Origin of the sequence: Streptomyces sp. NRRL S-31 (assembly GCF_000718775.1) — a bacterium.
Lineage (GTDB): Bacteria > Actinomycetota > Actinomycetes > Streptomycetales > Streptomycetaceae > Streptomyces.
On record NZ_JOCB01000015.1, the window covers coordinates 21,451 to 47,801 of the forward strand.

General features: G+C 74.8%; 28 protein-coding genes. 14 read left to right on the forward strand and 14 right to left on the reverse strand.

The genetic code is table 11. The features are described from left to right. The first annotated feature begins 82 nt into the window (after positions 1 to 82). Positions 83 to 2,737, forward strand: a complete 2,655-nt coding sequence (locus IF37_RS0108745) for a CocE/NonD family hydrolase (protein ID WP_030738789.1) — start codon at positions 83 to 85, stop codon at positions 2,735 to 2,737. After that, positions 2,734 to 3,588 carry an ABC transporter permease gene (locus tag IF37_RS0108750; protein ID WP_030738791.1) on the forward strand — a complete coding sequence of 285 codons (855 nt, stop codon included), beginning with the start codon at positions 2,734 to 2,736 and terminating at the stop codon, positions 3,586 to 3,588. The genes IF37_RS0108745 and IF37_RS0108750 overlap by 4 nt, the downstream gene beginning before the upstream one ends. Positions 3,589 to 3,769: 181 nt before the next feature. Here IF37_RS0108750 and IF37_RS0108760 read toward each other — a convergent pair whose 3' ends face one another. Continuing rightward, positions 3,770 to 4,177: a rodlin gene (locus IF37_RS0108760; protein WP_030738793.1), complete on the reverse strand. Its 408-nt coding sequence runs from the start codon at positions 4,175 to 4,177 to the stop codon at positions 3,770 to 3,772. A gap of 227 nt (positions 4,178 to 4,404) precedes the next feature. Further along, positions 4,405 to 4,815 (reverse strand): rodlin, encoded by a 411-nt coding sequence (locus IF37_RS0108765; RefSeq protein WP_030738794.1) that lies wholly within the window; start codon positions 4,813 to 4,815, stop codon positions 4,405 to 4,407. Between the two features lie 250 nt (positions 4,816 to 5,065). Between IF37_RS0108765 and IF37_RS0108770 the strand changes: the two genes are divergently transcribed. The 4 genes from IF37_RS0108770 (at position 5,066) to IF37_RS0108785 (ending at position 8,458) form a co-directional block, all read left to right on the forward strand. Then, positions 5,066 to 5,476: a rodlin gene (locus IF37_RS0108770; protein WP_030738797.1), complete on the forward strand. Its 411-nt coding sequence runs from the start codon at positions 5,066 to 5,068 to the stop codon at positions 5,474 to 5,476. 310 nt (positions 5,477 to 5,786) lie between these two features. Continuing rightward, positions 5,787 to 6,014, forward strand: coding sequence for a chaplin (locus IF37_RS0108775; protein ID WP_030738800.1), 228 nt, complete (start codon positions 5,787 to 5,789; stop codon positions 6,012 to 6,014). 125 nt (positions 6,015 to 6,139) lie between these two features. Further along, positions 6,140 to 7,015 carry a chaplin family protein gene (locus IF37_RS0108780; RefSeq protein ID WP_030738803.1) on the forward strand — a complete coding sequence of 292 codons (876 nt, stop codon included), beginning with the start codon at positions 6,140 to 6,142 and terminating at the stop codon, positions 7,013 to 7,015. 231 nt (positions 7,016 to 7,246) lie between these two features. Beyond that, a complete protein-coding gene (locus IF37_RS0108785) occupies positions 7,247 to 8,458 on the forward strand; it encodes a glycoside hydrolase family 26 protein (RefSeq protein ID WP_030738806.1) in 1,212 nt (403 codons plus the stop codon). On the opposite strand, the gene IF37_RS0108790 is transcribed toward IF37_RS0108785, so the two are convergent. The 8 genes from IF37_RS0108790 to IF37_RS39155 form a co-directional block, all read right to left on the reverse strand. After that, positions 8,455 to 9,588: a GNAT family N-acetyltransferase gene (locus IF37_RS0108790; RefSeq protein ID WP_030738809.1), complete on the reverse strand. Its 1,134-nt coding sequence runs from the start codon at positions 9,586 to 9,588 to the stop codon at positions 8,455 to 8,457. The genes IF37_RS0108785 and IF37_RS0108790 overlap by 4 nt on opposite strands. After that, positions 9,585 to 10,241: a hypothetical protein gene (locus tag IF37_RS0108795; protein WP_030738812.1), complete on the reverse strand. Its 657-nt coding sequence runs from the start codon at positions 10,239 to 10,241 to the stop codon at positions 9,585 to 9,587. The genes IF37_RS0108790 and IF37_RS0108795 overlap by 4 nt, the downstream gene beginning before the upstream one ends. Next, positions 10,238 to 11,395, reverse strand: coding sequence for a glycosyltransferase (locus tag IF37_RS0108800; RefSeq protein WP_030738815.1), 1,158 nt, complete (start codon positions 11,393 to 11,395; stop codon positions 10,238 to 10,240). Before IF37_RS0108800 ends, IF37_RS0108795 begins: the two co-directional genes overlap by 4 nt. Beyond that, complete coding sequence (locus IF37_RS0108805; RefSeq protein ID WP_030738818.1) at positions 11,392 to 12,153, reverse strand: polysaccharide deacetylase family protein; 762 nt, start codon at positions 12,151 to 12,153, stop codon at positions 11,392 to 11,394. Before IF37_RS0108805 ends, IF37_RS0108800 begins: the two co-directional genes overlap by 4 nt. Beyond that, positions 12,137 to 13,921, reverse strand: coding sequence for a murein biosynthesis integral membrane protein MurJ (murJ, locus tag IF37_RS0108810; protein ID WP_253915699.1), 1,785 nt, complete (start codon positions 13,919 to 13,921; stop codon positions 12,137 to 12,139). Before murJ ends, IF37_RS0108805 begins: the two co-directional genes overlap by 17 nt. A 70-nt stretch (positions 13,922 to 13,991) precedes the next feature. Continuing rightward, positions 13,992 to 15,437 carry an O-antigen ligase gene (locus tag IF37_RS0108815; protein ID WP_079165626.1) on the reverse strand — a complete coding sequence of 482 codons (1,446 nt, stop codon included), beginning with the start codon at positions 15,435 to 15,437 and terminating at the stop codon, positions 13,992 to 13,994. Between the two features lie 3 nt (positions 15,438 to 15,440). Further along, the gene (locus IF37_RS0108820; protein WP_253915700.1) at positions 15,441 to 16,991 is read right to left on the reverse strand and encodes a sugar transferase; all 1,551 of its coding nucleotides are present in this window, start codon (positions 16,989 to 16,991) and stop codon (positions 15,441 to 15,443) included. Further along, entirely contained in the window at positions 16,988 to 18,220 is a 1,233-nt protein-coding gene (locus tag IF37_RS39155; protein ID WP_030738828.1) for a glycosyltransferase, read from the reverse strand. The genes IF37_RS0108820 and IF37_RS39155 overlap by 4 nt, the downstream gene beginning before the upstream one ends. A gap of 510 nt (positions 18,221 to 18,730) precedes the next feature. Between IF37_RS39155 and IF37_RS0108830 the strand changes: the two genes are divergently transcribed. The 7 genes from IF37_RS0108830 (at position 18,731) to IF37_RS0108860 (ending at position 23,107) form a co-directional block, all read left to right on the forward strand. Beyond that, the gene (locus IF37_RS0108830) at positions 18,731 to 18,970 is read left to right on the forward strand and encodes a chaplin (protein WP_030738832.1); all 240 of its coding nucleotides are present in this window, start codon (positions 18,731 to 18,733) and stop codon (positions 18,968 to 18,970) included. A 164-nt stretch (positions 18,971 to 19,134) separates the two neighbouring features. Beyond that, a complete protein-coding gene (locus IF37_RS45600) occupies positions 19,135 to 19,824 on the forward strand; it encodes a hypothetical protein (protein WP_253915701.1) in 690 nt (229 codons plus the stop codon). A 141-nt stretch (positions 19,825 to 19,965) separates the two neighbouring features. After that, entirely contained in the window at positions 19,966 to 20,256 is a 291-nt protein-coding gene (locus IF37_RS0108840; RefSeq protein ID WP_030738838.1) for a hypothetical protein, read from the forward strand. Between the two features lie 153 nt (positions 20,257 to 20,409). After that, positions 20,410 to 20,901: a DUF5949 family protein gene (locus IF37_RS0108845; RefSeq protein WP_030738841.1), complete on the forward strand. Its 492-nt coding sequence runs from the start codon at positions 20,410 to 20,412 to the stop codon at positions 20,899 to 20,901. A 187-nt stretch (positions 20,902 to 21,088) separates the two neighbouring features. Further along, on the forward strand, positions 21,089 to 21,604 hold the full coding sequence (locus IF37_RS0108850) for a hypothetical protein (protein WP_030738843.1): 516 nt from the start codon (positions 21,089 to 21,091) through the stop codon (positions 21,602 to 21,604). Between the two features lie 164 nt (positions 21,605 to 21,768). Then, positions 21,769 to 22,257, forward strand: coding sequence for a tyrosinase family oxidase copper chaperone (locus tag IF37_RS0108855; RefSeq protein ID WP_030738846.1), 489 nt, complete (start codon positions 21,769 to 21,771; stop codon positions 22,255 to 22,257). Next, complete coding sequence (locus IF37_RS0108860; protein WP_030738848.1) at positions 22,241 to 23,107, forward strand: tyrosinase family protein; 867 nt, start codon at positions 22,241 to 22,243, stop codon at positions 23,105 to 23,107. Before IF37_RS0108855 ends, IF37_RS0108860 begins: the two co-directional genes overlap by 17 nt. A gap of 79 nt (positions 23,108 to 23,186) precedes the next feature. Here the strand turns inward: IF37_RS0108860 and IF37_RS0108865 are convergent, their stop codons facing one another. Together IF37_RS0108865 and IF37_RS0108870 are read right to left on the reverse strand one after the other, a co-directional pair. Then, positions 23,187 to 23,489, reverse strand: coding sequence for a chaplin (locus IF37_RS0108865; protein ID WP_030738850.1), 303 nt, complete (start codon positions 23,487 to 23,489; stop codon positions 23,187 to 23,189). 165 nt (positions 23,490 to 23,654) lie between these two features. Next, on the reverse strand, positions 23,655 to 24,614 hold the full coding sequence (locus IF37_RS0108870) for a D-2-hydroxyacid dehydrogenase family protein (protein ID WP_030738852.1): 960 nt from the start codon (positions 24,612 to 24,614) through the stop codon (positions 23,655 to 23,657). Between the two features lie 374 nt (positions 24,615 to 24,988). Here IF37_RS0108870 and IF37_RS0108875 point away from each other — a divergent pair, with 374 nt between their 5' ends. Beyond that, positions 24,989 to 25,444 carry a hypothetical protein gene (locus tag IF37_RS0108875; RefSeq protein ID WP_030738853.1) on the forward strand — a complete coding sequence of 152 codons (456 nt, stop codon included), beginning with the start codon at positions 24,989 to 24,991 and terminating at the stop codon, positions 25,442 to 25,444. 33 nt (positions 25,445 to 25,477) lie between these two features. On the opposite strand, the gene IF37_RS0108880 is transcribed toward IF37_RS0108875, so the two are convergent. Continuing rightward, positions 25,478 to 25,969: an HNH endonuclease gene (locus IF37_RS0108880; protein ID WP_030738855.1), complete on the reverse strand. Its 492-nt coding sequence runs from the start codon at positions 25,967 to 25,969 to the stop codon at positions 25,478 to 25,480. A gap of 91 nt (positions 25,970 to 26,060) precedes the next feature. Further along, positions 26,061 to 26,249: a hypothetical protein gene (locus IF37_RS0108885; protein ID WP_253915702.1), complete on the reverse strand. Its 189-nt coding sequence runs from the start codon at positions 26,247 to 26,249 to the stop codon at positions 26,061 to 26,063. Positions 26,250 to 26,351 lie beyond the last annotated feature (102 nt).

Genomic DNA, 26,351 nt, shown 5'->3' on the forward strand with positions numbered 1-26,351 from the left:
CGCCCCCGTACTCCCCGCGGAGGGCGGCCCGGTCCCCCCGGGGTCTACGGCGGCTGTCGGTCCCGCCCCGTACCGTTGACGCATGGATCTTCGACTGTCCGCGCTGCGCCGGGCGGCACGGCGGCCCGGCCGGCTCACCGCCGCCGTGGCCGCCGTCGTGGTGCTCGCCGGCGCCGGTACGTGGACGGCGGCCGTCGCCTCCGACGACACCCCGGCCGTGCGCGTCAGCGAGCGGGTCATGGCCGTCGACGGGGCCCGCCTGGACACCTCGTACTTCACCCCGGCCGACGGCGGCCGGCACCCCGCCGTGCTGCTCGGGCACGGCTTCGGCGGCAGCAAGGACGACATGCGCCGCCAGGCCGAGGACCTCGCCCGGGACGGGTACGCGGTCCTGACCTGGTCCGCGCGCGGCTTCGGCCGGTCCACCGGGAAGATCGGGCTGAACGCCCCCGACGGCGAGGTCGCCGACGTCTCCCGGCTCATCGACTGGCTGGCGAAACAGCCCCAGGTGCGGCTCGACAAGCCCGGCGACCCGCGCGTCGGCGTGGCCGGCGGCTCCTACGGCGGCGCCATCGCGCTGCTCGCCGCCGGACACGACCGCCGGGTCGACGCCATCGCCCCGGAGATCACCTACTGGAACCTCGCGGACGCCCTGTTCCCCGACGGCGTGTTCAAGAAGCTGTGGGCCGGCGTCTTCGTGAACGGCGGCGGCGGCTGCGCCGCGTTCGAGCCCGCGCTCTGCCGGATGTACGACCGGGTCGCCGGCTCCGGCGTACCGGACCCGGCCGCCCGGAAGCTGCTGGAGGAGCGCTCGCCGTCCGCCGTCGGAGACCGGATCAAGGTGCCCACGCTGCTGGTGCAGGGGCAGACGGACTCCCTGTTCACCCTCGACCAGGCCGACGCGGCCGAGCGGGCGATCCGCGCCAACGGCGCCCCCGTCGCCGTCGACTGGATCGCCGGCGGACACGACGGCGGCGACATGGAGACCGACCGCGTCGAGGCACGCGTGCGGGCCTGGTTCGACCGGTACCTGAAGGACGACGAGGGCGCCGACACCGGCCCGGCCTTCCGGATCACCCGCACCGGAGGCGTCGACTCCACCGACGGCACGACCCTGCTGCGCGGCGCGAGCGCCGACGCCTACCCGGGCCTGCGCGACCACCGGCGCGCCGTCGCCCTCACCGGCGGCGAACAGCACGTCGCCAACCCGGCCGGCGGCAGCCCGCCCGCCGTCTCCGCGCTGCCCGGCCTCGGCGGCTCCGGCGGCGGCCTCGCCCGGCTGTCCGCGCTCGGCCTCGGCGTCTCCCTGGACTTCCCCGGCCAGTACGCCGGGTTCGACTCGGCACCGCTCACCCGCGACCTGCGCGTCACCGGAACCCCGACGGCCACCGTCCACATCACCTCCACCCGCGACGACGCCGTCCTGTTCGCCAAGGTCTACGACGTCGGCCCCGGCGGCACCCGGCCGGTGCTGCCCGCCCGGCTCGTGACCCCCGTCCGGGTGACCGGCGCCAAGGCGGGCAAGGACGTCACCCTCACGCTCCCGGCCGTCGACCACGAGGTGCGCAAGGGCCACCGGCTCCGCCTGGTCCTCGCCTCCACCGACCTCGGCTACGCCTCACCGGCCGCCCCGGCCGGCTACACCGTCTCCCTCAGGGGAGACCTCGAGGTGCCCACGGCCCCCGCGGTCACCAGCGCCGCCGTGCCCCTGCCCGCCTGGGTCTGGTGGCTGCCCGCCGCCGGCGCCCTCGCCGCCCTCGCCCTGCTGCTCACCGCCCGCCGCCGCACGGCCGCCCCGGCCCCCGACCCGGAGCTGGCCGGCGTCCCGCTGGTGATCGAGAACCTGGGCAAGCGGTACGCGAAGTCCATCGACCGGTACGCCGTCCGCGGCCTCTCCTTCCGGGTGGAGAGCGGCCAGGTGCTCGGCCTGCTCGGACCGAACGGCGCGGGCAAGACCACCACCCTGCGCATGCTGATGGGCCTGATCACACCGGACGACGGCGAGATCCGCGTCTTCGGCCACGCGATCCGCCCCGGCGCCCCGGTGCTCTCCCGGGTCGGCGCGTTCGTCGAGGGCGCCGGCTTCCTGCCCCACCTGTCCGGCCGGGAGAACCTGGAGCTGTACTGGCGGGCCACCGGCCGCCCGCCCGAGGACGCCCACCTGGACGAGGCGCTGGAGATCGCCGGGCTCGGCGACGCCCTCGCCCGCGCGGTGCGCACCTACTCCCAGGGCATGCGCCAGCGCCTCGCCATCGCCCAGGCCATGCTGGGCCTGCCCGACCTGCTCATCCTGGACGAGCCCACCAACGGCCTGGATCCGCCCCAGATCCGCGAGATGCGCGAGGTGATGATCCGCTACGCGTCCGGCGGACGCACGGTGATCGTCTCCAGCCATCTGCTCGCCGAGGTGGAGCAGTCCTGCACCCACCTGGTGGTGATGGACCGCGGCCGGCTGGTGCAGGCGGGCCCGGTGCGGGAGATCATCGGCTCCGGCGACACCGTGCTGGTCGGCACCGCCACCCCGGTGGAGGAACCGGTGGTGGAGAAGGTGGCCGCGCTGGACGAGGTGGCCTCCGCGGTGCGCACCGACGACGGGCTGCTGATCCGGCTGGAACCCGGCGGCACGGCCGAGCGGCTGGTCGTGGAGCTGGTGCGGCTGGAGGTGCCGGTCGCCTCGGTCGGCCCGCACCGCCGCCTGGAAGACGCCTTCCTCACCCTGATCGGAGGTTCCGCATGAGCACGCTCACCGAGGTGGCCTCCGGCTACCAGGCGGGGCGCACCCTGCCGCTGCGGGTGGAGCTGGCCCGCCAGCTCAAACGGCGCCGCACCCTGCTCATGGGCGGGGTCCTGGCCGTGCTGCCGTTCGTGCTGCTGATCGCCTTCGCGGTCGGCGGCGACCCGGGCGGCCGGAACGGCCGGATCACGCTGATGGACACGGCCACCGCCTCCGGCGCCAACTTCGCCGCCGTGAACCTGTTCGTGTCGGCGGGCTTCCTGCTGGTCATCCCGGTCGCCCTGTTCTGCGGGGACACGGTCGCCTCGGAGGCGAGCTGGTCCTCGCTGCGCTATCTGCTCGCCGCGCCGGTGCCGCGCGCCCGGCTGCTGTGGTCCAAGCTCGTCGTGGCGCTCGGGCTGAGCCTCGCCGCGATGGTGCTGCTGCCGCTGGTGGCGCTGGCCGCCGGTACCGCCGCCTACGGCTGGGGCCCGCTGGAGATCCCCACCGGCGGCGCGCTGGACACCGGCACGGCGGCCCAGCGGCTCCTGGTGGCCGTGGCGTACATCTTCGTGTCCCAGCTGGTCACCGCGGGCCTCGCGTTCTGGCTGTCGACCCGGACGGACGCCCCGCTCGGCGCGGTCGGCGGCGCGGTCGGCCTGACCATCGTCGGCAACGTCCTGGACGCCGTCACCGCCCTCGGCCACTGGCGCGACTTCCTGCCCGCGCACTGGCAGTTCGCCTGGGCGGACGCCGTCCAGCCGCAACCCGAGTGGTCGGGCATGATCCAGGGATCGGCGATCTCCCTGACCTACGCCCTGGTGCTGTTCGTGCTGGCGTTCCGCGGCTTCGCCCGCAAGGACGTCGTCTCCTAGCGCTGATCGAGGGGGAGTTCACCGAGGAGAACGGGTTGCTGACCCCCTTGCTGAAGGTCAGGCGGCATGCGGTGACGGCCGCGTACGCCGCCGAGATCGAGGCGCTGTACCGCGAGTGACCCACGCGAAACGGCGGCGGGCCACCGGGAGAACCGGTGACCCGCCGCCGCGGAGGAATCGCTCAGCTGCCGACGGAGCCGTTGCCGGACAGGGCCGAGATGTCGTCCAGGATGTGCGACAGCGGCTCGTCGCCCTTGGCCTGGGTGGAGTTCTCGGTGCACTGCTGGGTCTGCGGCGAGGACAGGACCGGGATGTCCTGCACGCCCACGTTGACCAGGCCGACGATGTTCTGGACATCGGCCTTGACCGGCAGCCCGACGCAGGGCTTGTTCAGCGAGCCCTGCACCAGCGAGAGCTGCGGGCTCTGGTCGCCGAGCGTGGCGGAGTTGCCGAACACCTGGTCGGCGCCGTTGCCGCTGAGCGACGTGGTGCCCTGGTCGTTGCCGATGGCGAGGGCCTGCGGTGCCGCGGCGCCGGCGAGGCCGACGACGGAGGCGGCGACAGCCGCGGTTGCCCACAGCTTCTTCATCTTCGTTCCCTTTCGAGAGGCGGACTCCGGGGAGGAGCTGTGTGATCGACAACGCCCCGGAGCGAGCCCGGGTTGCGGCCTGTGCCCCGTTCGGCGGAGCGCAGTCCGATCAGTGCATGAACACCCCGTCCGGCGCCGCACTCCGGCGCGGCGGGGGCCGGAAACGGCGAACGGACCGCCGAATCCGATCGGCGGCCCGTCGCGGTCCCGTGCGGACCCGGCGAGACTCAGCTGCCGGCGGCACCGTTGCCGGACAGGGCCGAGATGTCGTCCAGGATGTGCGAGAGCGCCTCGTCGCCCTTGGCCTGGGTGGAGTTCTCGGTGCACTGCTGGGTCTGCGGCGAGGACAGGATCGGGATGTCCTGCACGCCGACGTTGAGCAGACCGACGATGTTCTGGATGTCGGCCTTGGCCGGCAGTCCGATGCAGGGCTTGTTGAACGAACCCTGGATGAGGGCCATCTGCGGGCTCATGTTGCCGTACGTGGCGGAGTTGCCGAACACCTGGTCGGCACCGTTGCCGCTGAAGGACGTGGTGCCGTGGTCGTTGCCGATGGCCAGGGCCGGCGCCGCCGCGGCGGCGGAGACTCCGACCGCGGAAGCCAGGACCGCGGTGGAAGCCAGAACCTTCTTGATCACGTGAAATTCCCTTCTGAGAAACCCCGTCCACCGGAGCGCCCGGATCAACTGCCGAGCCGGTCGACGGGTTGCTGCCATTCACTCCGATGGCGTAGCGAACGGCACGTCGTCGCCGCGCGAGGACGCATTGCCCCGGCTCCGCCGCGCGGGACGAGCCGAACGGGTGACGCCCCGCAACCAATCGCCCCCGCGCCGGTTGATGGCAGCGCAGGAACGTGCGTCTTGGCGAGAGCCAGGAAAGGAATGCGAAATGCTGAAGAAGGCAATGGCCGCGGCGGCGGTCGCCGCGTCCGTCCTCGGTGTGTCGGCGGCGGCAGCCCCCCAGGCGCTTGCCATCGGCAACGACCGCGGCACCACGTCGCTCAGCGGCAACGACGCCGCCGAGTCGTTCGGCAACTCCGTGACCGGGGGCGCCATGAGCCCGCAGGCCACACTGGTGCAGAGCTCGCTCAACAAGCTCTGCGTCGGCCTGCCGGCCAAGGCGGACGTCCAGAACATCCTGGCCCTGGTCAACGTCGGCGTGCAGGACATCCCGGTGCTGTCCTCGCCGCAGACCCAGCAGTGCGCCGAGAACTCCACCCAGTCCAAGGACGACGAGCCGCTGTCGCACGTCGCGGACGACATCTCCGTCCTCGCCGGAAACGGGTCCGCGATCAGCTGACCGGAAGAGCCCCAGAACCGCTCGGGCGGTGTGCCGGACCATCCGCGCCACCGCCCGAGCGGCTTCATGTCCGGCGCCTTGTGTCCGGGCGTTTATGGAAAAGCGTTTCTCCCCAAGGCGCGCCCGTGATCCGCCAACGTGTCAATTCTATGAAGGCGTTCGAGTGAATTAGGGGACTGCTCGCGTTCCACAGTTTCTCCGGCTGTCTATTCCTCGTTCTACAGCCTGCCGGTCATGGTGCGAGCCGTTCCAGCTGTGCTCGCTCGGCTTCGGCCGCCACAGGGCATGACCGCGGAGAAGGGAACAGTCCATGAAGAAGAGCGCTGCTGTCGTCGCCGGCGCCATCCTGGCCCTGGGCGGAGCCGCCCCGGCTTTCGCCGACGCGGGCGCCTCGGGCGCGGCCGTCGGTTCCCCCGGCGTCCTGTCCGGCAACAACGTCGAGGTCCCGCTGCACGTGCCGATCAACCTGTGCGGCAACACGGTGGACATCATCGGCCTGCTGAACCCGGCGCTGGGCGACGCCTGCGTCAACGACTGACTTTCCGTCAGAGCGACACCCACCAGCCCCACCGGCTGCGTACCGGCCGGCCCCGGACCGTCGATCCGTCGATTCTTCGTTCCGGGGCCGGCCTTCCCACTTCTTCGAGCAGGAAGACCACGAGATTGCGACAGACCCTCAGCAAGGGCATGGTCGTGGCCGCCGCCGCGACCGGCATGCTGTCCCTGTACGGCGGCTCCGCGCTCGCCGACACCCACGCGCACGGCAGTGCCCAGGGCTCCCCCGGGGTGCTGTCCGGGAACAACGTCCAGGTCCCGGTGCACGTCCCGGTCAACATCTGCGGCAACTCCATCGACGCCGTCGCAGCGTTGAACCCGGCGTTCGGCAACTCCTGCGTCAATGAGCGGGGTTCGAAGGAGCAGGGTGACGGCCGGCACGACGGCGGCCACGGCGACCACGGCGGCTACGGCGACGAGGGCGGCTACGGCCACTCGGACGACCACGGCGGCTACGGCGACTCGGACGACCACGGTGGCAGCAGCCACTCCACGCCCCCGTATGGCGGTGCCGAGACCACGCCACCCGCCTACGGCGACGACGAGACGACTCCGCCGCCCCACCACGGCGGCGAGACGACCCCGCCTCCCCACGGGGGCACGACCACCCCGCCCGCCTACGGCGACGACGAGACCACCCCGCCGCCCCACCACGGCGGCGAGACGACTCCGCCTTCGTACGGCGATGACGAGACGACTCCGCCTTCGTACGGCGATGACGAGACGACTCCGCCTTCGTACGGCGACGATGAGACGACCCCGCCCTCGTATGGCGACGATGAGACGACCCCGCCCTCGTACGGCGACGACGACGAGACCACTCCGCCCCCCTACGGCGACGAGGACCACCCCGGTTCGCCTCCCTCGTTGCCGCACACCGGTGGTGAGGCCCGGGCCATGGTCGCGACCTCGGCCGCCGGTGCCGCGCTGATCGCGGCCGGGACGATCCTGTACCGGCGAGGCCGGGCAGCCTCCCGTCGGTGACGCGCCGGGTGCCGGACCGGGTGTCCGGCACCCCGCGGCGCACGGCGTGCTCCCGCGCCGTGGAGCATCCTTCAGGGCCGGACCGGCTCCGGCACCTCGCCACGCCGTCCGATGGTGACCCGCCGTCCGGTCGGACCCGCGCACCGCCGCCCTCCCGCCGTTCAACCCCCGCACCGTCCCCCCGCACCGTTCGATGTCCCGGTCGTCTCGTGGTTGTTGGAAGGAGCGGGCATGGCCTCACGGCAGCGCGGCGCCCCGCGTCGGCGTCCGGCCCTGATCGCGGCGGTGGCGGTCATGTCGGCCGCCCTGGCGGTCGGCCCCCGCCTGGCCCCGGACCCGGCGCCCCCCGCGGACGCGGCGCCCCCCGCGCCCGAGCGGACCGTCCCGCCGTTCGGGGCGTTCCTCGGCTCCGGGCCCCGCGGGGTCGCGCGCGTCGCCGGACTGCGTCGCTGGCTCGGCGGGACCGAGCCGAAGGTCGCCCACACCTATCTGCCCGGCGGCACCTGGCAGGACATCGAGGGCCCGCCCGGCTTCCTGGAGACCTGGGCGCACTGGCGGCGCCAGGAGACGGACCGGACGCTCGTCCTCAACGTGCCGATGCAGGAACACAACGAGGACGACGTGCCGGACGCGGAGGTGCGCTCGCTGTTGCGGCAGGCCGCGGACGGCGCGTTCGACCGGCACTTCCGGACCCTGGCCGAGCGGCTGGTGCGGTTGCGGGTGCCGGACACGGTGATCGTGCTCGGCTGGGAGATGAACGGCGTCACCTACACCCATCGCTGCGGACCGGACCCGCTCGCCTGGAAGGCGTACTGGAACAGGATCGTCACCGCCATGCGCGCGGTGCCCGGACAGCGGTTCCGGTTCGACTTCGCGCCGAGCCGCGGCCGGGACGCCGTTCCCTGGACCGAGTGCTACCCGGGGGACGACACGGTCGACATCGTCGGCATGGACTCCTACGACCAGCCGGCCGGAATGTCCTTCGACGAACAGGTGGAAGAGCCCTACGGCCTCCGGCAGCACGTGGAGTTCGCACGCGCCCACGGCAAGCCGCTCTCGTACCCGGAGTGGGGACTCTTCCGCAACGGGGACGACCCGGAGTACATGCGGCGCATGCTCGCCTGGTTCGAGGAGCACCGGCCGCTGTACAACACGCTCACCGACTACTGCCCGCACGGCGTCTGGCAGTGCCCGGACAACCCCGCCGCGTCGCTCGCCTACCGCACCGCCCTGTACGGCCGCGGCGAGCAGCCCGCACCGCCCCCCGAGCCGACCCCGTCCCCGGCGACCACCCCGCCTCCGTCCCCCACCCCGTCACCGGTGCCCGCGCCCGGCCCCGGGTCCCCGGCACCGTGCGCGCCGCCGGACCCGGGCGGCTGGGCGGAGTACTGGCTCGGCCGGCAGCCCTGCCCGGGCCTCGACTGGTGGCTGACCGGAGGCTAGGACGTTTCGGCGCCGCGTTCCCGCCACCGGTGCCGTACCTCCCTGCCCCGCTGCCGGGTGGTCGCGCCGCACAGTGCTGCCGTCAGCAGCGGGGCGGTGGCCCGGCGGGCCATGAGCAGCCGCCGGTTGACGACCCGCTCGGGCCGCCAGTGGTGCTTGTACGGCTCGTCACCGCGCAGCAGGCTCAGCGTGCCGCGCGCACCGTCGGCGGTGTGCCTCGCGCAGGCGTCCAGCAGCATCACCGCCACGTCCGCCTTGCGTTCCCTGAGCCCCGGATGGGCGCCGTAGAGGTAGCCGCCGGCCAGACTTCCCGAGAGCAGGGTCAGGTCGACGGCCACCACGTCGTCGCCGATCCGGAACTCGGTGACCACCGCGTTCCCCGCCCGCACCATCGGGCCCACCGCACGCACCAGGTGCGCCCGGAACCGGGGCCGCAGGTGCTCGCTCGTCACCTTCCGCCCCTGCCACTGCATCCGGTGCAGCTCCAGCAGCCGGCCGAGCGCCGCGTCCACCTCCTCCGGGCCCACCGTCCGCCGCCGCACGCCCAGCGCGGTCAGCCGGCGCAACTGGGCCCGTGCCCGCTGGCCGGACTTGCCCGACGGCAGCCGGGCGATCAGCTCGTCCATCGGCACGGCCGGCAGCTCCAGGCACGGCGAGTCGTCCACCGTACGGCGCGGCCCGCGCCAGCGGTCGTACACCCGCTCCACCGCGCCGCCCGGGCGCACCTCACGGAAGTCGACCAGCGCCGTGCGGGCCACGTCCGCGAGTGCCCCGGCGAGCGCTCCGGCCGCCCGCCCGTCGTCGGTGTCGTCCAGCAGGACGTCCGCGTAGTCGGAGATCCCCCCGCCGAGGGGCACCAGCGCGGGCAGCGGCCGGCCGACCAGCGTCAGCGGCGCGGCGGCCACCAGGTCACGGCCGGCCCGTACCACCAGCAGCCGGAGCCGTCCGGGCCGGCCGTACGACAGCCACCACGAGTGCAGCCAGGCGTGGCTCTGGAACGGGGTCGCGGCGGCGCACCGCCCGAACAGCCGTCCCCAGGCCGGGGCCAGCGCGGCGAAGGCGGGCCCGTCGGTGACGAGGTCGACGGTGAGGGCGGGGCTCGCGGCGCGCGCCGTGGCGGTGGCGGTCACAGCCGGCCGTGCGCGTCGGCGGCGACGGCCGGACCGGGCACCGTGGCCGGACGGACGATCCCCTCCTCCGGCCGCCGCCCGGGCCGCACCAGCAGCGCGAGGGCGCCGAGCAGTCCGCCCGCGCCCGCCCCGACCAGCCCGGTCACCCCGGCGGAGGGCGAGGCGGGCTCGGCCGGCCGCACCGCCGGACTGAACTCCCGCAGCCCGACGTGGGTGTCGGCGCGGGCGGCGTCGGCGTGCCGGGTGAGCGCGCCGGCGACCGCGTTGGCCATGGCGGCGGCCCGGGCCGGGCGGGCGGAGGTGGCGGAGACGGCGACCATGGGGGCGTCCGGCGAGGTCGCGGTGCGCACGGCGGCCCGCAGGGTGGCCACCGGCACCCCGGCCCGCGCCTGGGCGTCGCCGAGCACCGCGATCTGCGTGGCGACCCGGCCGTAGGCCTGCGCGAAGCCGAGCGCGGTGGCGGTGTCGGCCCGCTCGCCGGGGACGGCGACCACATAGGCGGTCGCCGTGTACTGGGCGGGTCGCAGCACGCCGTACCCGCCGCCCAGCAGTCCGCCCGTGAGGACCCCGGCCGCCACCAGCGACCAGGGCGGCAGCGCGCGGAGCCGGGAGAGGCGGGAAGTGCGGTGGTGCCGGGTCTGGTTCTCGGTCATGCGGAGCCGACTTTCTGCGGGGAACGGGACGTCGGGGCCGGGTGGGCGAGCGCCGCCGCGTAGACGTCCATCAGCCGGGCGGCGCTGCGGGTGATGCGGTAGTGGCGGGCGGCCTCGCAGGCGGTGCGCTCGCCGGGGCCGGCGGCGCGGACCGCGGCGAGCGCACGGGCGTAGGCGGCGGCGTCGCACGGGACGCGTGCCGCGGCCGGGGCGGCCCGGGGCGGCAGGTCCTCCAGGGCCGGGCAGGAGGTGTAGCGCACCGGCAGCCCGGCCGCGAGCGCCTCCACCACCGCGAGCCCGAACGCCTCCTCGGGGGAGGGGGCGGCGAGTACGTCCATCGCCGAGGCCAGCGCGGGCAGGGCGGGACCGGGCGAGCCGTCGGGCAGGTACGGCCGCTCCCCGGCGAACAGCACCCGGTCCGCGACCCCCGCCCGCCGCGCGGCCAGCCGCAGGACGGATTCCTGCGGGCCGCCGCCGACCAGCAGCAGCCGGCAGTCCGCGGGCAGGTCGGCCAGCGCCCGGACCAGGACGTCGAAGCGTTTGCCGGGGACGAGCCGGCCGATGCCGCCGATCACGAAGGCGTCCTCGGGCAGCCCGAGCGCGGCACGGGTACCGCGGCGGGCCTCCGGGTCGAAGGCGAACCGCGCCAGGTCGATACCGTTGGGCACGACCGCGATCCGCGGCCGGGGCACGCCCCAGCGGGCCAGCCGGGCGGCGACGGCCGGGGAGACGGCGACCGTGGACCGGCCCAGCCGTTCGCCCAGCAGATACAGTGCGCGCACCCCGGCGCCGAGCGGCCGGCCCTCCGTCTGCGTGTCGCCCAGGGAGTGCTCGGTGGCGACGACCGTGCGCACCCCGGCCAGCCGGGCGGCGATCCGGCCGTACAGGCAGGCCCGGTAGAGGTGGGTGTGCACCAGGTCGTACCGGCCGCGCCGGATGACGCGGGCCAGCCGGGGCAGCGCGCTCAGATCGCGGTTGCCGCTCATGCCGAGGTGGGTCACCCGCACCCCGTCGGCCCTGAGCCCGTCGGCGACCGGCCCCGGGTCGGTCAGCGTGACCACCTCGCACTCGACCGGCAAGTGGCGCAGCAACAACCGCAGTTGCTGCTCGGCGCCGCCCACCCCGAGCCCGGTGATGATGTGCAGCACCCTCATCGCAGCCCCTCGACGGGCCGTCGGCGCAGCCGGTGCAGCCGGCGCTTCAGGAACAGGCGCACGGCGGTGTCGTGCTGCCCGATGTGCACCCGCGGCAGGGCGTGCGGGCCGGTCAGCCCGCCCGGGTCGATGGCGCAGGCGTAGTCGTAACCGGCCGCCCGCACCGCCTCCAGGACACGCCGGTCGACCGTGCCGTACGGGTAGCAGAAGCCGGCGGGCGGAGCACCGGTCAGCTCCTCCAGCGCGGCCCGGCTCCCGGCGGTCTCCGCCGCCAGTCGGCCGTCGTCGGCGCGGGTGAGGTCGACGTGGGTGAGGCCGTGCGAGCCGATCTCCACGCCCGCGGCGGCGGCCCGCCGGACGCCGTCGGCGGTCAGCAGCGGCTTGCGCGGGCCCAGCGGGTCCCAGGCGTTGTCGCCGCCGAGCCGGCCGGGCAGGACGAACAGGGTGGCCGAACACTCCCAGCGGTCCAGCACCGGCAGGGCGTCCGCGAGGAAGTCGGCGTACCCGTCGTCGAAGGTGAGCCCCACCAGGTTCCGGCCCGCGCCACGGGCGAGGGCGGCCAGCAGCTCGGCCACCGACACCCCGCGCAGCCCCCGCCGGCGCAGCCAGCCCAGCTGCCGCGCCAGCCGGTCCGGGGTGACCGTGACGCGGTAGGGGTCGTCGGAGCAGTCGCCGACCGAGTGGTACATGGCGATCCACGGCACCGGGCCGCGGGGGAGCGCCCCGGCGGGTGCCGGGGACTCAACGGAAGAGGACATGGGCGAGCCTTCGGATGAGGGTGCGGAGGGAACGGAGCGCGGGCACGTGGTCCCGGGCTCCCGGGACCCCGCCGAGCAGGAGGAAGACGACGGTCACCGTGGCGCCGCCGGCGACGAGCCCGGCGAGCGGAGACGACGGCGGACCCGCGGCGAACCCGCCGGCCGGGACCGCCACCGCCGCCGCCCGCAGCGGACGGCCCAGCCCGCGCAGCACGGAGCCGGTCCGCAGGGGCACGCCGCGCCGGCCCGTGCCGGCGAGCAGCAGGACGGCGGTGAGGGTGATGCCGGCGGCGTTGGCGGCGGCGATCCCGGCGGCACCCCGGGAACCGGCCGTCCAGGCGCCGATCCCCCAGGTCGCGGCGATCCCCGCGGTCATCGCGGCCACCGGGTACCAGGTGGCCCGGCCCGCCGAGAAGTACGAGCGCACCAGCACGCCGGTCAGGGTCTGGCCGAGCAGTCCGAGCGCGTAGACACGCATCACGCCGGCGGTCGCCGCGGTGTCCCCGGCCGTGAACGCGCCCCGCTGGAACAGCAGCCCGATCAGCTGCGGGGCGCAGGCCACGACCCCGGCCGTGCCGAGCAGCACCAGACGGGCCGCCAGCGCCAGGTCCCGCTCCACCCGGCCGCGGGCCCGCTCGGTGTCGCCGTCGGCCAGTGCCCGCGCCACCACCGGGAAGGTGACCGTGCACAGCATCGTCGACAGCGTCATCGGGATCTGCGCGACCTTCTGCGCGTAGTTCAGGTGTGAGATGGCCCCGGCGGGCAGGCCGGAGCCGAGGAACCGCTCGATGAGCACCTGGGACTGCCGGCACAGCGCGAACAGCAGCACGGTGGCGAGCAGCGGCACGTCCAGCGGCGGCACCGGGGCGACGGTGACGGCGACGGCCCGTGTCCCGTCGGCCCGGCGGCGCAGCTCGCGCACCAGGGACGGCAGTTGCACGGCCACCATCAGACAGCCGCCCGCCGCGACCCCGAACGCCGCCGACCGCACGCCCCAGCGCCCGCCGAGCGCGTACATCGCCGCGATGACACCGACGTTGTGCACGACGTAGATCGCGGCGGGTGCCAGGAAGCGGTGGTGCGCCCGGAGCGCCGCGCTGGCGTACCCGGCGAGGCCGAAGCTCAGCACACAGCTCGCGGTGATCCGGGTGCAGTCCACGGCGAGGGCCGGATCGGGCAGGCCCGGCGCCAGCACCGCGACGAACCGCGGCGCGGCCAGCGCGAGCAGCGCCCCGACCGCCGCGAAGGCCAGCGCCAGCCGGGGCAGGGTGCCGGCCACCAGCGCCCGCACCGGTTCCCCGGGCGCGCCCCGGGCGCGGCGGGCCATGGCCGCGCTGAACGCCGGGATCAGCGCGAAGGCCAGTCCGTCCTCGATGAGCAGCGTGGTGGCGAACTCGGGGACCGTCCAGGCGATCAGGAAGGCGTCGGTGTCCCGCCCGGCCCCGAACAACCGCGCCAACGACTGGTCCCGCACCAGCCCGAGCAACGCCGCCGCGACCGTGAGGGAGGCGGTGAGCAGGGTGGCCCTGGCGAGGAAACGGTCGGTGGGCGAGGGGTGTTCGGGGGTCGCGGGGGCTTCGGGGGCTTCACGAGCGGGGGACGGGCCCGTCGGGGTGGAGCGCGGTGGTGCGGGGCGGGCCGCGGGGATGACTCCGCTGGTGCCGGTATCCGCATGTGTCTGGGTATCGGTCTTCGTACCGCTTCCGGTGCAGCTGCCGGTTCCGGTCTCCGGCCCCGGTGTGCCGTCGGTGCCGGGGCTCGTCGTCACGTGCGCCTCCGGTGCCGCGGAGCCGCGGGACACGTGCGGGGTGTGCCGGGGCCGCCGGTCGCCGCCGCCGTCACCGCGGGGCCACCTCTCCCGGTACGGCACCCCGCCCGGCCGGTACGTCACCCCGCCCGGCCGGTACGTCACCCGGCCCGGCCGGTACGTCACCCGGCCCGGCCGGTACGTCACCCGGCCCGGCCGGTACGTCACCCGGCTCGTCGCAGGCCGGCCGGTCACCGCCCACCAGGGCCCACCAGGCGACCAGGCCGAAGCACACCGCCGTCAGCACGGTCGACGGGCCGCCGATGTCGGCGTACCCGAAGTCCACGAGCTGCCACACCAGCAGCCCGCACGCCACCAACGCGCAGTCCAGGTCCCGGCCGCCCAAGGCGCGGGTCCGCCGCAGGCCGCGCAGGGCGCACACCAGCAGCGCCAGCCAGCCGCCCGCGAGGCAGAGCAGCCCGATCAGCCCCTGTTCGGCCAGGACCAGCAGATACATGTTGTGCGGGGAGAGCAGCGGCTGCCGCCGGAAGGCCGCGCCCGCGCCCCCGGTGTCGCTGCCCGAGGACAGCGCGAGCGAGGCGTGCGCGTCGCGGTACTCGGGGAAGCCCTTCAGACCGACGCCGGTCAGCGGCCGGTCCCGCCACATGTCGGCGGCGGCGGCCCACATCGTGTAGCGGTCGGTGACCGACTGGTCGGGCGCGTCGGCGACCCGGGCGATGCTGTCGATCCGCTCCTGGAGCATCGCCGTACCCACCCCCGGCCCGCCGGCCAGCACCACGCCCGCGGCCACCACGACCGCACCGGCCGTCAGCGCCCGGCGCGGCCCGGACAGCACCAGCTGCACGACGAGGGTGACCGCGGTCGCGATCCAGGCACCCCGGCTGAAGGACAGGGCCAGCGGAACCGTCAGGGCGAGCGCGCACGCGACGGCGGCCGTACGCTCCCGCGCCGACGTGTGCCCCAGCGCCAGACCCACCGCGCAGACCAGCCCGAAGGACACCACCGTCGCCATGCCCATCACGTCCGCCGTCCCGAAGGTGCCCACCGCCCGGACGTCCTCGCCCTGGTAGGAGGCCCCGGTCCCGGTGACGTACTGGTGCACGCCGACCGCCCCCTGCCACCCCGCGAGAGCCACGAACGACCAGGCCAGCAGCCGGAGATCGGCCCGGCCGCGGATCAGGAGCAGCACGGCGGCCGGCACCAGCACGAAGACCTGGAGGTAACGGCCCAGGCCGGTGATGCCGGCGCCGGCCGACGCCGCGTGCAGCGCGGCCGGCACCAGACCGGCCACCGGCAGGCCGAGGACCACCGCGGCGGCCGGGGCGAGCGGGCGCCGGCGCGCCCGCAGCAGCCGTATCGCGCAGCAGACGACGACCAGCGCCGACACCACGTCGGCGGGACCCGCGCCGCCGTCCGCGCCGGGTGCGACCGGCAGCGCGAGAGCCGCGACGACGGCCGCCGCCGGCAGCACCGGGGACAGCCGCGCGGGGCGGCGGATGGGCAGGGCGAGGGTCATCGGTCAGCTCCCCGTGGAACGCACGAGCTCGGCGGCGGTGCGCAGCAGGATGCAGACGTCCTGCCACAGCGACCAGTTGTCGATGTAGGCGTTGTCGAAGCGGGCCCGGTCCTCGATGGAGGTGTCCCCGCGCAACCCGCTGACCTGCGCCAGCCCGGTGACGCCGGCCCGCATCCGGTGGCGGGCCGCGTAGCCCGGGTGGAGCCGGCTGAACCGGTCCACGAAGTACGGCCGTTCGGGCCGCGGACCGACCAGGCTCATGTCGCCCCGGAAGACGTTCCACAACTGCGGCAGCTCGTCCAGCGAGGTCTGCCGCAGGAACCGGCAGAAGGCGTGCATCTCCGGTTCGCCGGCCACGCTCCACCGGGTGGCGGCCTCCTGCGCGTCGGCCGGGCGGTGGGTGCGGAACTTCAGCAGGGTGAAGGGGCGGCCGTCCTTGCCGACGCGCTCCTGCCGGAACACCACCCCGGGCCCGTCGATCAGCCGCAGTGCCGTCGCGCACACCAGCAGCACCGGACCGGCCGGCAGCAGCAGCGCCCCGGACACCACCACGTCCAGCAGCCGCTTGACGGCACCGCCGCGCCGCCGCGCGCCCAGGTCCAGCCGGCGCACGGCGAACCCGGCGAGATGGTCGCGCATCCCGTACGCCGGTGAGTCCGCGTCCACCTCCCACACCGCGCAGCCCGCCTCGGCGAGGGTCCGCAGCAGCGGTGCCCGCTCGGTGCGCACGGCCGGGTGGACGGTGAGGACGACCCGCACCGCGTCCCGTACCAGCGCCCGTTCCACCTCCTCGCCGGTGGTGAGGACCGGCAGCCCGTCGCCGCCCTCCGGATGCTCCGCGACCAAGCCCACCGGCCGTACCCCGCAGCGGGGGTGGCGCAGCAGTGCGGCGGCCACCCGCTGTGCGGTCGCGGCGGGTCCGATCACCAGGGCGGTACGCGGGTGCCGCAGCAGTGCCGTGCGGCGCCGCCAGTGTGCCGCGGCCCGGCCCGCACCGGCCGCCGCCGTGTGCAGCGCGCAGCCCAGCAGCAGGGTGCGGGCGGTCAGGGCGTGCCCGGGGTCGTACGCGGCGAGCAGCGCGGCCAGGCCCAGCCAGGTCACCGCGATCCGGCCGCACACCAGGGGCAGTTCGTCGAGCACTCCGGGCACCGCGCGGACGGAGCGCGGACGCAGCAGCAGCGTCCCGGAGACGAGCGCGGCGACCAGCACCGGCCGGCCGGTGACACCGTCCAGCGCCGCCGCGCCCACCAGCGCGGCGAGCAGGTCGGCGGCGAGCAGTGGCGGCGAGGGTGGCGGCGACGGGGCGTGGTCGGCCGGTCGGGCGGCGGGTGGGAGTCGGTGGGCGAGCGTTCCCGTGGTGGGCGCCGGTCCGGGGCCGGCCGGCTGCGGCGTGGTGGCTGTGGGGACGGCGGGGATGACGGGGGTGGCGGGGAGTCCGTGGTCGGTCGGGCGCGTGCTGGTCGGTGCTCCGTGGCCGGCCGGTCGCGTGGCGGTCGGGCCCGTCCGGTCCCACGGTTGCGCGCCGGGCGAGGAGACGGTGGTTTCCGCGGTCACGAGTGGATGGACTCCCTGCGCTCGGAGGGCACGAGCCGGCCCGTTCCGGTGGTCTCCGCCGCGGCGCGGCCGAGGAGTTCGCGGTAGACGGCCGTGATCCGGTCGGCGGTGTGCCGAACGTCGTGCCGGGCGACGACGTGCCGGCGCCCCTGCTCGCCGAGGGCCGCGCGCAGCGGCGGATCGGACAGCAGCCCGGTGATCGCCCCGGCCAGCGCCACGGGGTCCTCCGGGGGCACCAGGCAGCGCGCGGCGAACGCGGGCGGCAGGCTCTCCCGGGCGCCGTCGACGTCGCTGAGCACGACGGCCCGTCCGCAGCCGAGCGCCTCCAGCGGGGCGAGCGCCATGCCCTCCCAGCGCGACGGCAGTACCACCAGGTCGGCGGCCCGGTACCAGGGCACGACGTCGGCGACGGCTCCGGCGAACTCCACGGCATGGTGCGCCCGCCGGCGCAACACCTCGCGGTCCGGGCCGTCACCGACCAGCGCGAGCCGGGCCCCGGGCAGCGCGTCGAGGACGGTCTCCCAGGCGCGCAGCAGCACGTCCTGGCCCTTCTGCCGGCACAGGCGGCCCACGCAGACGACGAGCGGTGCCCCGGCGGCGGCTCGCGGTCCGGGCACGGGGAGCGGCGCGGGCAGGAGCGTGGGGGACGACGCGTGCGGTGACGCGTGGGGTGAGACGGGGGCCGGGGAGAAACGGGTGGTGTCGATGCCGTTCGGTACGACCGTGTACGCGGCGCGCACCCCGGCGCGCAGACCGGTCGCGCGCTCTGCCTCGCTGACGCACACCACCCGGTCCGCCCAGCGCGCCCCCCACCGCTCCCAGTGCAGGGCGAGCGAGGCGGTGAGCCCGCCGACCGCTTCGAAGGACCAGGCGTGCGGCTGGAACACGGTCGCCACACGCCCGCGTACGGCGAGCCGCGCGGCCAGCCCGGCCTTGGCGCTGTGCGCGTGCACCAGTTCGGGCCGTACCTCGTCGATCAGCCGTGCGAGCCGCCGCACTTCGCCCGGCAGACCGGGGCCCGGGGACCGGCCCGCCCGCCAGTGCCGGACGTCGGCGCCCGGTGCGCGCAGGTCTGCCGCGAGCGTGCCGTCCGGACAGGCGACGGTGACCCGCAGGCCGGCCGCGAGCTGGGCCCGTGCCAGGTCGAGCACGACCCGGGCGACACCGCCGTCGACGGGTTGCGCGAGGTGCAGGACCCGGGGCCGGAAGGCGGGTGCTGACTGGTGCATGCGCGGGTTACCTCGCTGACGGGGGCTCGGGACGGCGGTGGTGAACGCGCCCGCGGGTGCCGGGCGCCCACGTCGGCGGAGTGCGCGCCGGCCCGTGCTCGCGTCCGTGTGCCAACGAGCCGGAAGCCCCGCTGGTCACCGCCGCGCCGCCGGGCTGAGCGGAGATCGGACAGGGGGTGGCCACGGCCGGACGCACCGGCGTAGACCGGCACCTCCCCGGTCGGTACGTCACCCGGTGCGGTGATCGTGGGGCGCGGTACGTCGTCCGGGGGATCGGCCGGGCCGCCCGGCGCGACCGGCGTACGCCGGGGGCGGAGGCGACGGCGCGTGCCCGTGCGGTGGGGGCGGCGCGTGACCGTGCGGCGGGGGGCGGCGCGTGCCCGTGCGGCGTCCACGGGGAGCCGCCGCACATCACCCCATTGGCGGCACAACTCCGGGCAGCACCGCGCGTTGACTACAGAGCCGGGTATCCGCCCGGATGTTTGTGTCGATTACAAGGAGCACCTCTCCATGTCGCGTATCGCGAAGGGTCTGGTCCTGACCTCCGCCGCCGTCGCGGCCGTCGCCGGCGGCGCCGGCGTGGCCACCGCCGATGCCGGCGCGGGCGGCGTCGCCGCCCACTCGCCCGGTGTCGTGTCGGGCAACGAAGTCCAGGTCCCGGTCCACGTGCCGATCAACGTCTGCGGCGACACCGTTGACATCATCGGCCTCCTGAACCCGGCCTTCGGCGACACCTGCGTCAACGACTGACGTCGGACGCACCCCTTTTGCCGGCCGTCCGCCCCGCACGCACCGCGGGGCGGACGGCCGTTTTCGCTCCCTTGTACGGATCACAGCGAGTGGATGAGCGGTTGCGCCGTGCGATCGGCGAACTGACGGTGGGACAGTCCCGCAGTTCACCGAAAGGAACCCCCATGCGCGCTCTGCCCGCCCGGGCGCCTGTTCCCGCGGCGGGGAAGGAGAGGCTGCTCGCTCAGGTCGGAGCGCTGGGCGACACGAACCCCGCGCTGACCCCGGTCCTCGACCTGCTCGACCGGTCGCTGGAGCAGGGCACGCTCCCCGCCGACGAGGCCAGGAGGCTGGGTGAGGCGGCGAAGGAGGCGGTCGCCAGGTCCGTCGCCGCCCCGGCGGAGGCGGCAGCCGAGGCGGCCCTCGTGGCACCGGCGACGGCGGCGGCGAAGCCCACGGCGCCGACGGCGAAGCCCCCCGCCCCCGCCGACCTGGCCGCGCCCAGGGGTTCCGCGGTCCCGGTTGGCCACACCGCGCCGATGGGCGCACGGCACGCGCGTGCCGGCGTCCCGATCTCCCGCGAGCTCCTCGACGACGCGCTCAGCGCCCTGGACACCGCGATCGACAACCTGGTGAAGGCGGTCACCGACGGTCTCGACCAGCTCCCGTCGTCCGCCGACGACGTGGTGTCCGGCCTCGTAGACCTGCTGACGGACACCCTCGGCACCGCCCAGACGACGGCCACCGCGACGACGGCCACCCAGACGCCCGCCCTGACCGCGCTTTCCCCGGCGGCCACGCAGGCCGCCGTACCCGCCGTACCCGCCGTACCCGCCGTACCCGCCGTACCGAGTCTGCCCCCGACGACCGGCTGACGCGGGGAACTCCCGCTGCGCTTCGGGGTTCTCGGGGATCTCATATGTCTTCCGCGCGCGGGGTTTCCGGCCCGGCCGGGAATCGTTGGACACGGCGTCCGATTCCCTGGGGTGACGTGAGTTGCCGAAGAAAGGAACACGATGAAGTCCCTCAAGGCCGCCGCCGTCGTTGCCGGTTCCGTGGCCCTCGCCGGCGTCACCGCGCCCGCGTTCGCCGCCAACACCTCCGACCTCGCGCCGACCAGCCTCAACGGCGCCGTCAACCAGCTCACCAGCAGGCCCCTCACCCTCCAGGACGCGATGCCGCTCCAGCACCAGTCGCACGCGCTCGACAGCGAGAACAAGGATTCCCTGCTCCACACGGTGAAGGGCGCCACCGCCGCGCTGAACCAGCACAACCCGCTCCTCGGCGGTCTGCCGCTCCAGAGCTGACACCCCGGGCAGGGGGCCGGTACCGCACCCGCGGCGCCGGCCTCCGGCGTGTTCGAGGCCGCTTCCCTCATTCGTGTGGAGCAACCCCGGGCACTGGTCCGGAAGGGTGAGAAGCCGCCCGGCGGCGCGTGAGGGCGTCGGTATGGTCGCGCGGTGACCTCAACCTCAACCGAGAACCGTCCCGCCGAGCTGGGCACGCTCGTCGTCCTGGCCTGGAGCGGCGAGACCCCCGACGGCCCCGACATGCCGTACCTGCTGGCCTACTCCCTCGGTGACACCGACGGCGGCCCGGAGGCGACGGCCGCCGCGGTCGAGCGGCTGCTCGCGCGGGGCGGACTGCCGGTCGGCGGCGATCTGGTCGACGGCACCGGCCGGCCCAGCCTCCCGGTCAGCCTGCTGGTGGAGGCCGGCCAGGCCGTCCTCCGGATGCCGCCGCTGATCGCCCAGGCCGGCGCGCCGCCGGAGTGGCTCGCCGCCGTCCGTGAACGCGGCTACGCCTACCTCGTCTTCACCACCCGCGCCTGGCCCGAGGGCCTGCCCGGCAAGGTCGTCGATCCGGCCGCCCTGGCCGAGTTCGCCGGTGCCGAGGAGACCCTGAAGGCCGCCGCGCACGTCCTGCTGCCGGTCACCAGCCTGCGCGGCTGACACCCCGGGCCCTGACCGGCCCGAACGCCGTAATCCTGGTGATCGGTGTGGTCCGTTTGATCAGCGTGATCAGCGTGATCCGCGTGATTATTACGGCAGTCGGGCGAATTGTGCGCTGGTGGCGTTTTCCGGCTCGTTACCCGGTACGGACGTCGCATCCCGCACCCTGGAAGGGGCCGTACCTGACATGAATTCGACCACCCGAGGAACCCTCGCCGCCGTCCTCACGGGCGTCACGGCCGCCATGGGAGCTGCGGCCACCCCCGCCGCAGCGGTCGGCACGGTCCCGGTGCCCGTACCGCTGGACGGCGTCTCCCGGTCCCTGGGCACGGAGGTGCCCGAGGCACACCTGGACCTGCCGCTGCTGACACCGGGCACGCCCGAGGGACCGCGCCACGTCACCGGGCGCCTGCTGCCCGACCGCACCGTGCCCCGGCTGCCGGTCGCGGGCGCGCTGCCCGGCGCGGACCTGCGGGCGCCCCTGCCGCGCCCCCTCGGCGACCGGTCCGACCGCATCGGCGTCGAGGCCCCCGCCTCCGACCTGCGCGCCCTGACCCCCGGCCTGAGCGTGGACGCCCCGCTGACCCCGCCCGGCCCGGACAACTTCGGTCTCCCGGGCCCGAAGCTGCCCGAAGCCGGCGTCCTCGCCCCCGCCCTCCGGACCGTCGCCGACGCCGATCTGGGCATGCGCTCGGGACGGTAGCCACGGCACCGCCGCATCCGTCCGCCGTATCCCGTGGCCGCCGTTGCCGTCGCCGCGGCTTCTGCCGTACCCGCCGTACCCGCCGTATGGCTTCTCCGTGGTGACCCCGCGCGCCCTCGAGCGGTTAGCCGGTACGGACAGGCGTACCCGGACGAGGAGCGAGCATGGTCGTCGATGTCGACGCAGCGGTGGCGGACGTGGAGCAGCAGGCATCGGCGGGGGCGGCCGGGCCGCCCCGCAGAGAGGTGGCGCGGGGGCTGCTGGCCTCCGCCGCCGCACTGGCGCTGACCCCGGTCGTCGCCGCTTCCCGGCCGCTGCCCGGGGCCCAGGGAGCCGACGGCGGCTTCTTCGACGAGACCTACCGGGGCCGCCGCATCCAGGGGGTGCTGGTGCCCTCGGCGGAGCGCGCGGCAGCCGGGGGCGAGTGGCGGATCACCATCGACGGCCGCCCGCTGCACCTGATGCGCCGGGCCGACGGCACCTGGCTGAGCATGGTCGACCACTACACGTCGTACCGGACGCCGCTGGAGGCGACCCGGGCGGCCGTGGACGAGATCGGGCCCGGCCGGCGGCTGCGCGACCTGGCGCCCGGCCGGCTCGACGGCGTACACCACGGCGCGCACCTGGGGGGAGAGCATGGCGTACGTGCGTAAGGACGTCAGCACGCTCACCGCGACGGAGCGGCGGCGGTTCGTGAACGCGCTGCTGGAGCTGAAACGGCGCGGCGAGTACGACGAGTTCGTGCGGATGCACATCGACTACTACACCGCCGACGGCGAACACGGGCTGCGCACCGCCCACATGGCGCCCTCCTTCCTGCCCTGGCACCGCAGGTTCCTGCTGGAGCTGGAGCAGGCCCTGCGCCGTGTCGACTCCTCGGTGACGGTGCCGTACTGGGACTGGACCCGGGACCGTACGACGACCTCGGTGCCATGGACGAAGGACCTGCTCGGCGGCAACGGGCGGCGCTCGGACCGGCAGGTGACGACCGGCCCGTTCGCCTACGCGGCGGGCCACTGGACCCTCAAGGAGGGCGTCACCGACGTCCGGTTCCTCACCCGGGACCTCGGCCGCTCGGCCGCCCCCCTCCAGTTGCCCGCCGGGAGCGACCTGAAGTGGGCGCTCGACGACCCCGTCTACGACGCGTGGCCGTGGGACTCCACCGTCCGCAAGGGCTTCCGCAACAAGCTGGAGGGGTGGGGGAGCGGCAGCGGCAGCGCTTCCTGGCACAACCACAACCGGGTGCACCGCTGGATCGGCGGCGCCATGCTCGGCGGGGCGTCCGTCAACGACCCGGTGTTCTGGCTGCACCACGCCTTCGTCGACCTCCAGTGGGACCGCTGGCAGCGGGCCCACCGCAGCCACCGCTACCTGCCGGCCGAACCGCCCGGAGCCGGTGACGCCCAGCACGGCCGGGTCGTCGCCCGGCACCGGAAGCTCCCGCCGTGGGACGAGACCCCGGACCAGTTGGAGGACATGAGCCGGATCTACCGGTACGCGTGAGGGCGGGAGCCGCGGACGTGGCGAGAGCCCCGGCGCTCGGAGTGCCGGGGCTCTCGCCCGATGGTGCGTGCCGGTGGGCTCAGTCGCCGTAGCCGTCGTCGTCGCCGTAGTCGGTGCCGGGGTTGCCGGGCGCGTCGTGGTGGCCGGCGTTGACGCAGGGGTCGCCGAAGGCCGGGTTCAGCAGGCCGACCACGTCGACGGTGTTCCCGCAGGCGTTGACCGGGACCTCCACCGGGACCTGGAGCAGGTTGCCGGACACCACACCGGGTGACTCGGCGGCCACGCCATGAGCACCCGCGTCGGCCAGGGCCAGCCCGGCCCCGCCGACCACCACGGCACCGCTGCCGAGAGCGACAGCGGCTGCCTTCGCGATGCGAGACATCACGTTCTCCTCTTGTAGCTCGGGAAGCGCGGCGACAGGCCAGCCGCCGCACTTCCCGTTCAACGGCGCCGCACGGGGCGGGTCACGGTGATCAGCCGGGGATCACCCTTTCAACGGCGCAGGGGATCTCTCAGCGGGCGTTCTCGGGGCCTGGTCGGAGCATGCTCAGGGCAGCCGCCGTACGGGGGAGCCCGCCAGGTAGGCCCGGATGTTCTCGACGGCCTGGCCGTAGTACGTCGTGTAGTTGGCGCGGGAGACGTAACCGAGGTGGGGGGTGGCGAGGAGGCGGGGCGCGCTGCGCAGGGGATGCCCGGCGGGCAGCGGCTCGACGTCGAAGACATCGACGCCGGCACCGGCGATCCGGCCCTCGTGCAGCGCGGCGAGCAGCGCGTCCTGGTCGACGATGGCCGCACGGGAGGTGTTCACCAGGTAGGCGGTCGGCTTCATCAGGGCGAGTTCGGCGGCGCCGACGAGGCCGCGGGTGCGGTCGCCGAGGGCCAGGTGGACGGAGACGAAGTCGCTGTCGGCGAGCAACTGTTCCTTGGACACGGCCAGTTCGACGCCCACCTCCTCGGCACGTTCCCGGGTCAGGTGCTGACTCCACGCGCTCACCCGCATACCGAAGGCGAGCCCGACCCGGGCCACCCGGCTGCCGATCCGGCCGAGCCCGAGCAGCCCCAGCCGGCGGTCGTGCAGATCGGCACCGACGGTCGACTGCCAGGGGCCGTTCCCGCGCAGGGCGTTGTTCTCCCGGACGATCCCGCGGGCGAGACCGAGCAGCAGCGCCCAGGTCAGCTCGACCGGCGGGGTGCCCGAACTCGCCGTACCGCACACGGTGACACCGTGCGCCTGGGCGGCGGCGTAGTCGATGACGCCGTTGCGCATCCCGGAGGCGATGAGCAGTTTCAGCCGGGGGAGGCGGGCGATCAGGGAGCCCGGGAAGGGGACGCGCTCGCGCAGGGTGACGACGATGTCGTAGTCGGCGAGGGCCGTGGCGAGGGCGTCCTCACCGTCGAGGTGCTCGCGCAGCGCGACGACCTCCACCTGATCCCCGAGCACCGACCAGTCGGCCGACTCGACCGCCACACTCTGGAAGTCGTCCAGCACCACACAACGAAGTCGCACGTCATCTCCCTTCCCCGGGGCGACTCTAGCGATCAACTGGAAAGCGCCGGAGGAGAGGCGGGCCGGGTGACGACTCACCCGGACGGCGAGGCGGCCGTCACCGCACTCACCGTCCGCGATCCCCTTTCCTCACCGTCCGCGATCCCCTCCCTCACCCTCCGCGCCAGTCACGACAGGCACCCCCGCCGCACGGCTCACTCCACGAGGAGGCCACGGGAACAACTCCCGATTTCCTGGGTGCACACAGCTGACCTGCGAGAACGCCCTGAAGGGCCGTGACCGGGCCGCGCTCTCCCCGCTCAGGCCGGATGCGTCACTGTGCGGCCGACCGCGTGTGACCCATCGTGAGAAGAAGCGACAGTCGAGGGGGCACCGTGGAAGATTCGCGTCCGCAGCGGTCGGCGTTCACCGTCGAGGTCCAGCGGCGGGGTCAGGAGGACTGGTACGCGCAAGCCGTCACCCCGAGCTGGTTCTACGGGTTCCACGCGGCCGACGCGGCGGTGCAGGCGTTCGACCGCTACGTCACCCACTACAGGCAGAGCGTGGAGACACTGGTCGCCCCGGACGCGCACGCCCTGCGCATCCTGGTCCGGGTGCAGGGGGCCGGTGGCCGGCCCGCGGTCTTCTCCCTGCGGAGCGTCCTGGAACACAAGGTGCGCAGGGACACCGGCCGGCGCCGGGAGGCCCTCGCCCGGCTGGAGGAGGCGACCGAGGCGCTCCAGTCCTCGCTCCGCGACGCGGCCACGGGCGGCGTCCGCCAGGCGGACCTGGCCCGTATCTCCGGCTGGAGCAGGGAGACGCTGCGCAAGCTGAACCGGGGCGAGAACTGACCCTCGGTCACATGAAGGCCACGAGCCACCCGATCAACGTCCCTCGCGCTCGTAGCGTTCCACCCGACGCGCCAGCCTGGCCCGGTACCTCTCGGGTGAGTGGCGCGCCTGGGAGCGGCGGACCATGTCCTGCGCCGTGATGCTCTCCGCGTACTCCCGCAGGCCGGGTATCCGGAGCAGGACGGCACGCTGCGCCTCGGCTTCCCCGACGGTCCTCAGCGGGGTGCTGTCGTTGCGTTCGTGGTTGCAGCCCCAGTGCGTGAGGCGCACGTTGTCCCGCGTGTCGGTGCCGCCGGCCGCGACGGCCCGGACGTGGTCGATGCTCGGTGACCGGGGGTCCGGGTGCCGGTAGCCCTTGCTCACCGGGTCCTGGCACAGACCGCAGATCCAGCCGTCCCGCTCGCCGATCCCGTCCACCGTGTAGCGCTCCCCGCCCCCGCCACCACGCATACGCTCACGGCGGCGCCGGTCCTGGGCCCGCCTGGCCGCACTGCGCCGCGACGCGGGCACGTCCGCCTCACTCACCGGTGCCTCCTGCTCCACACTGACGGGCGGGCCCACCGTAGCCCTGTGGGCACGGCTACGGCAGGAGAGGCGGGCGGCACCGGATCGGTGCCTACTCGTACACGGCCGCCGCTCGCAGAGCTCGGGCGAAGAACGCCCAGTCACCGCCGGGCGGCAACTCGCGACCGGTGTTGCCATACCAGCCGTCCGCGTCGTCGATCCAGGCGGCCAGGGCCTCCAGGAAGCTCGGAAGGTCCGCGGTCTCCCATGAGCTTCCTTCGTCCGCGTGGCTGCGGCGCAAGGAACGGACGAAGGCTGCCAGGTCTTCTCTGCTGCCGACGTGATCAGGAGAAGTTGTCACACCTGGCGACCCTACTTGGCACACCGGCATGAGCCGACCTGG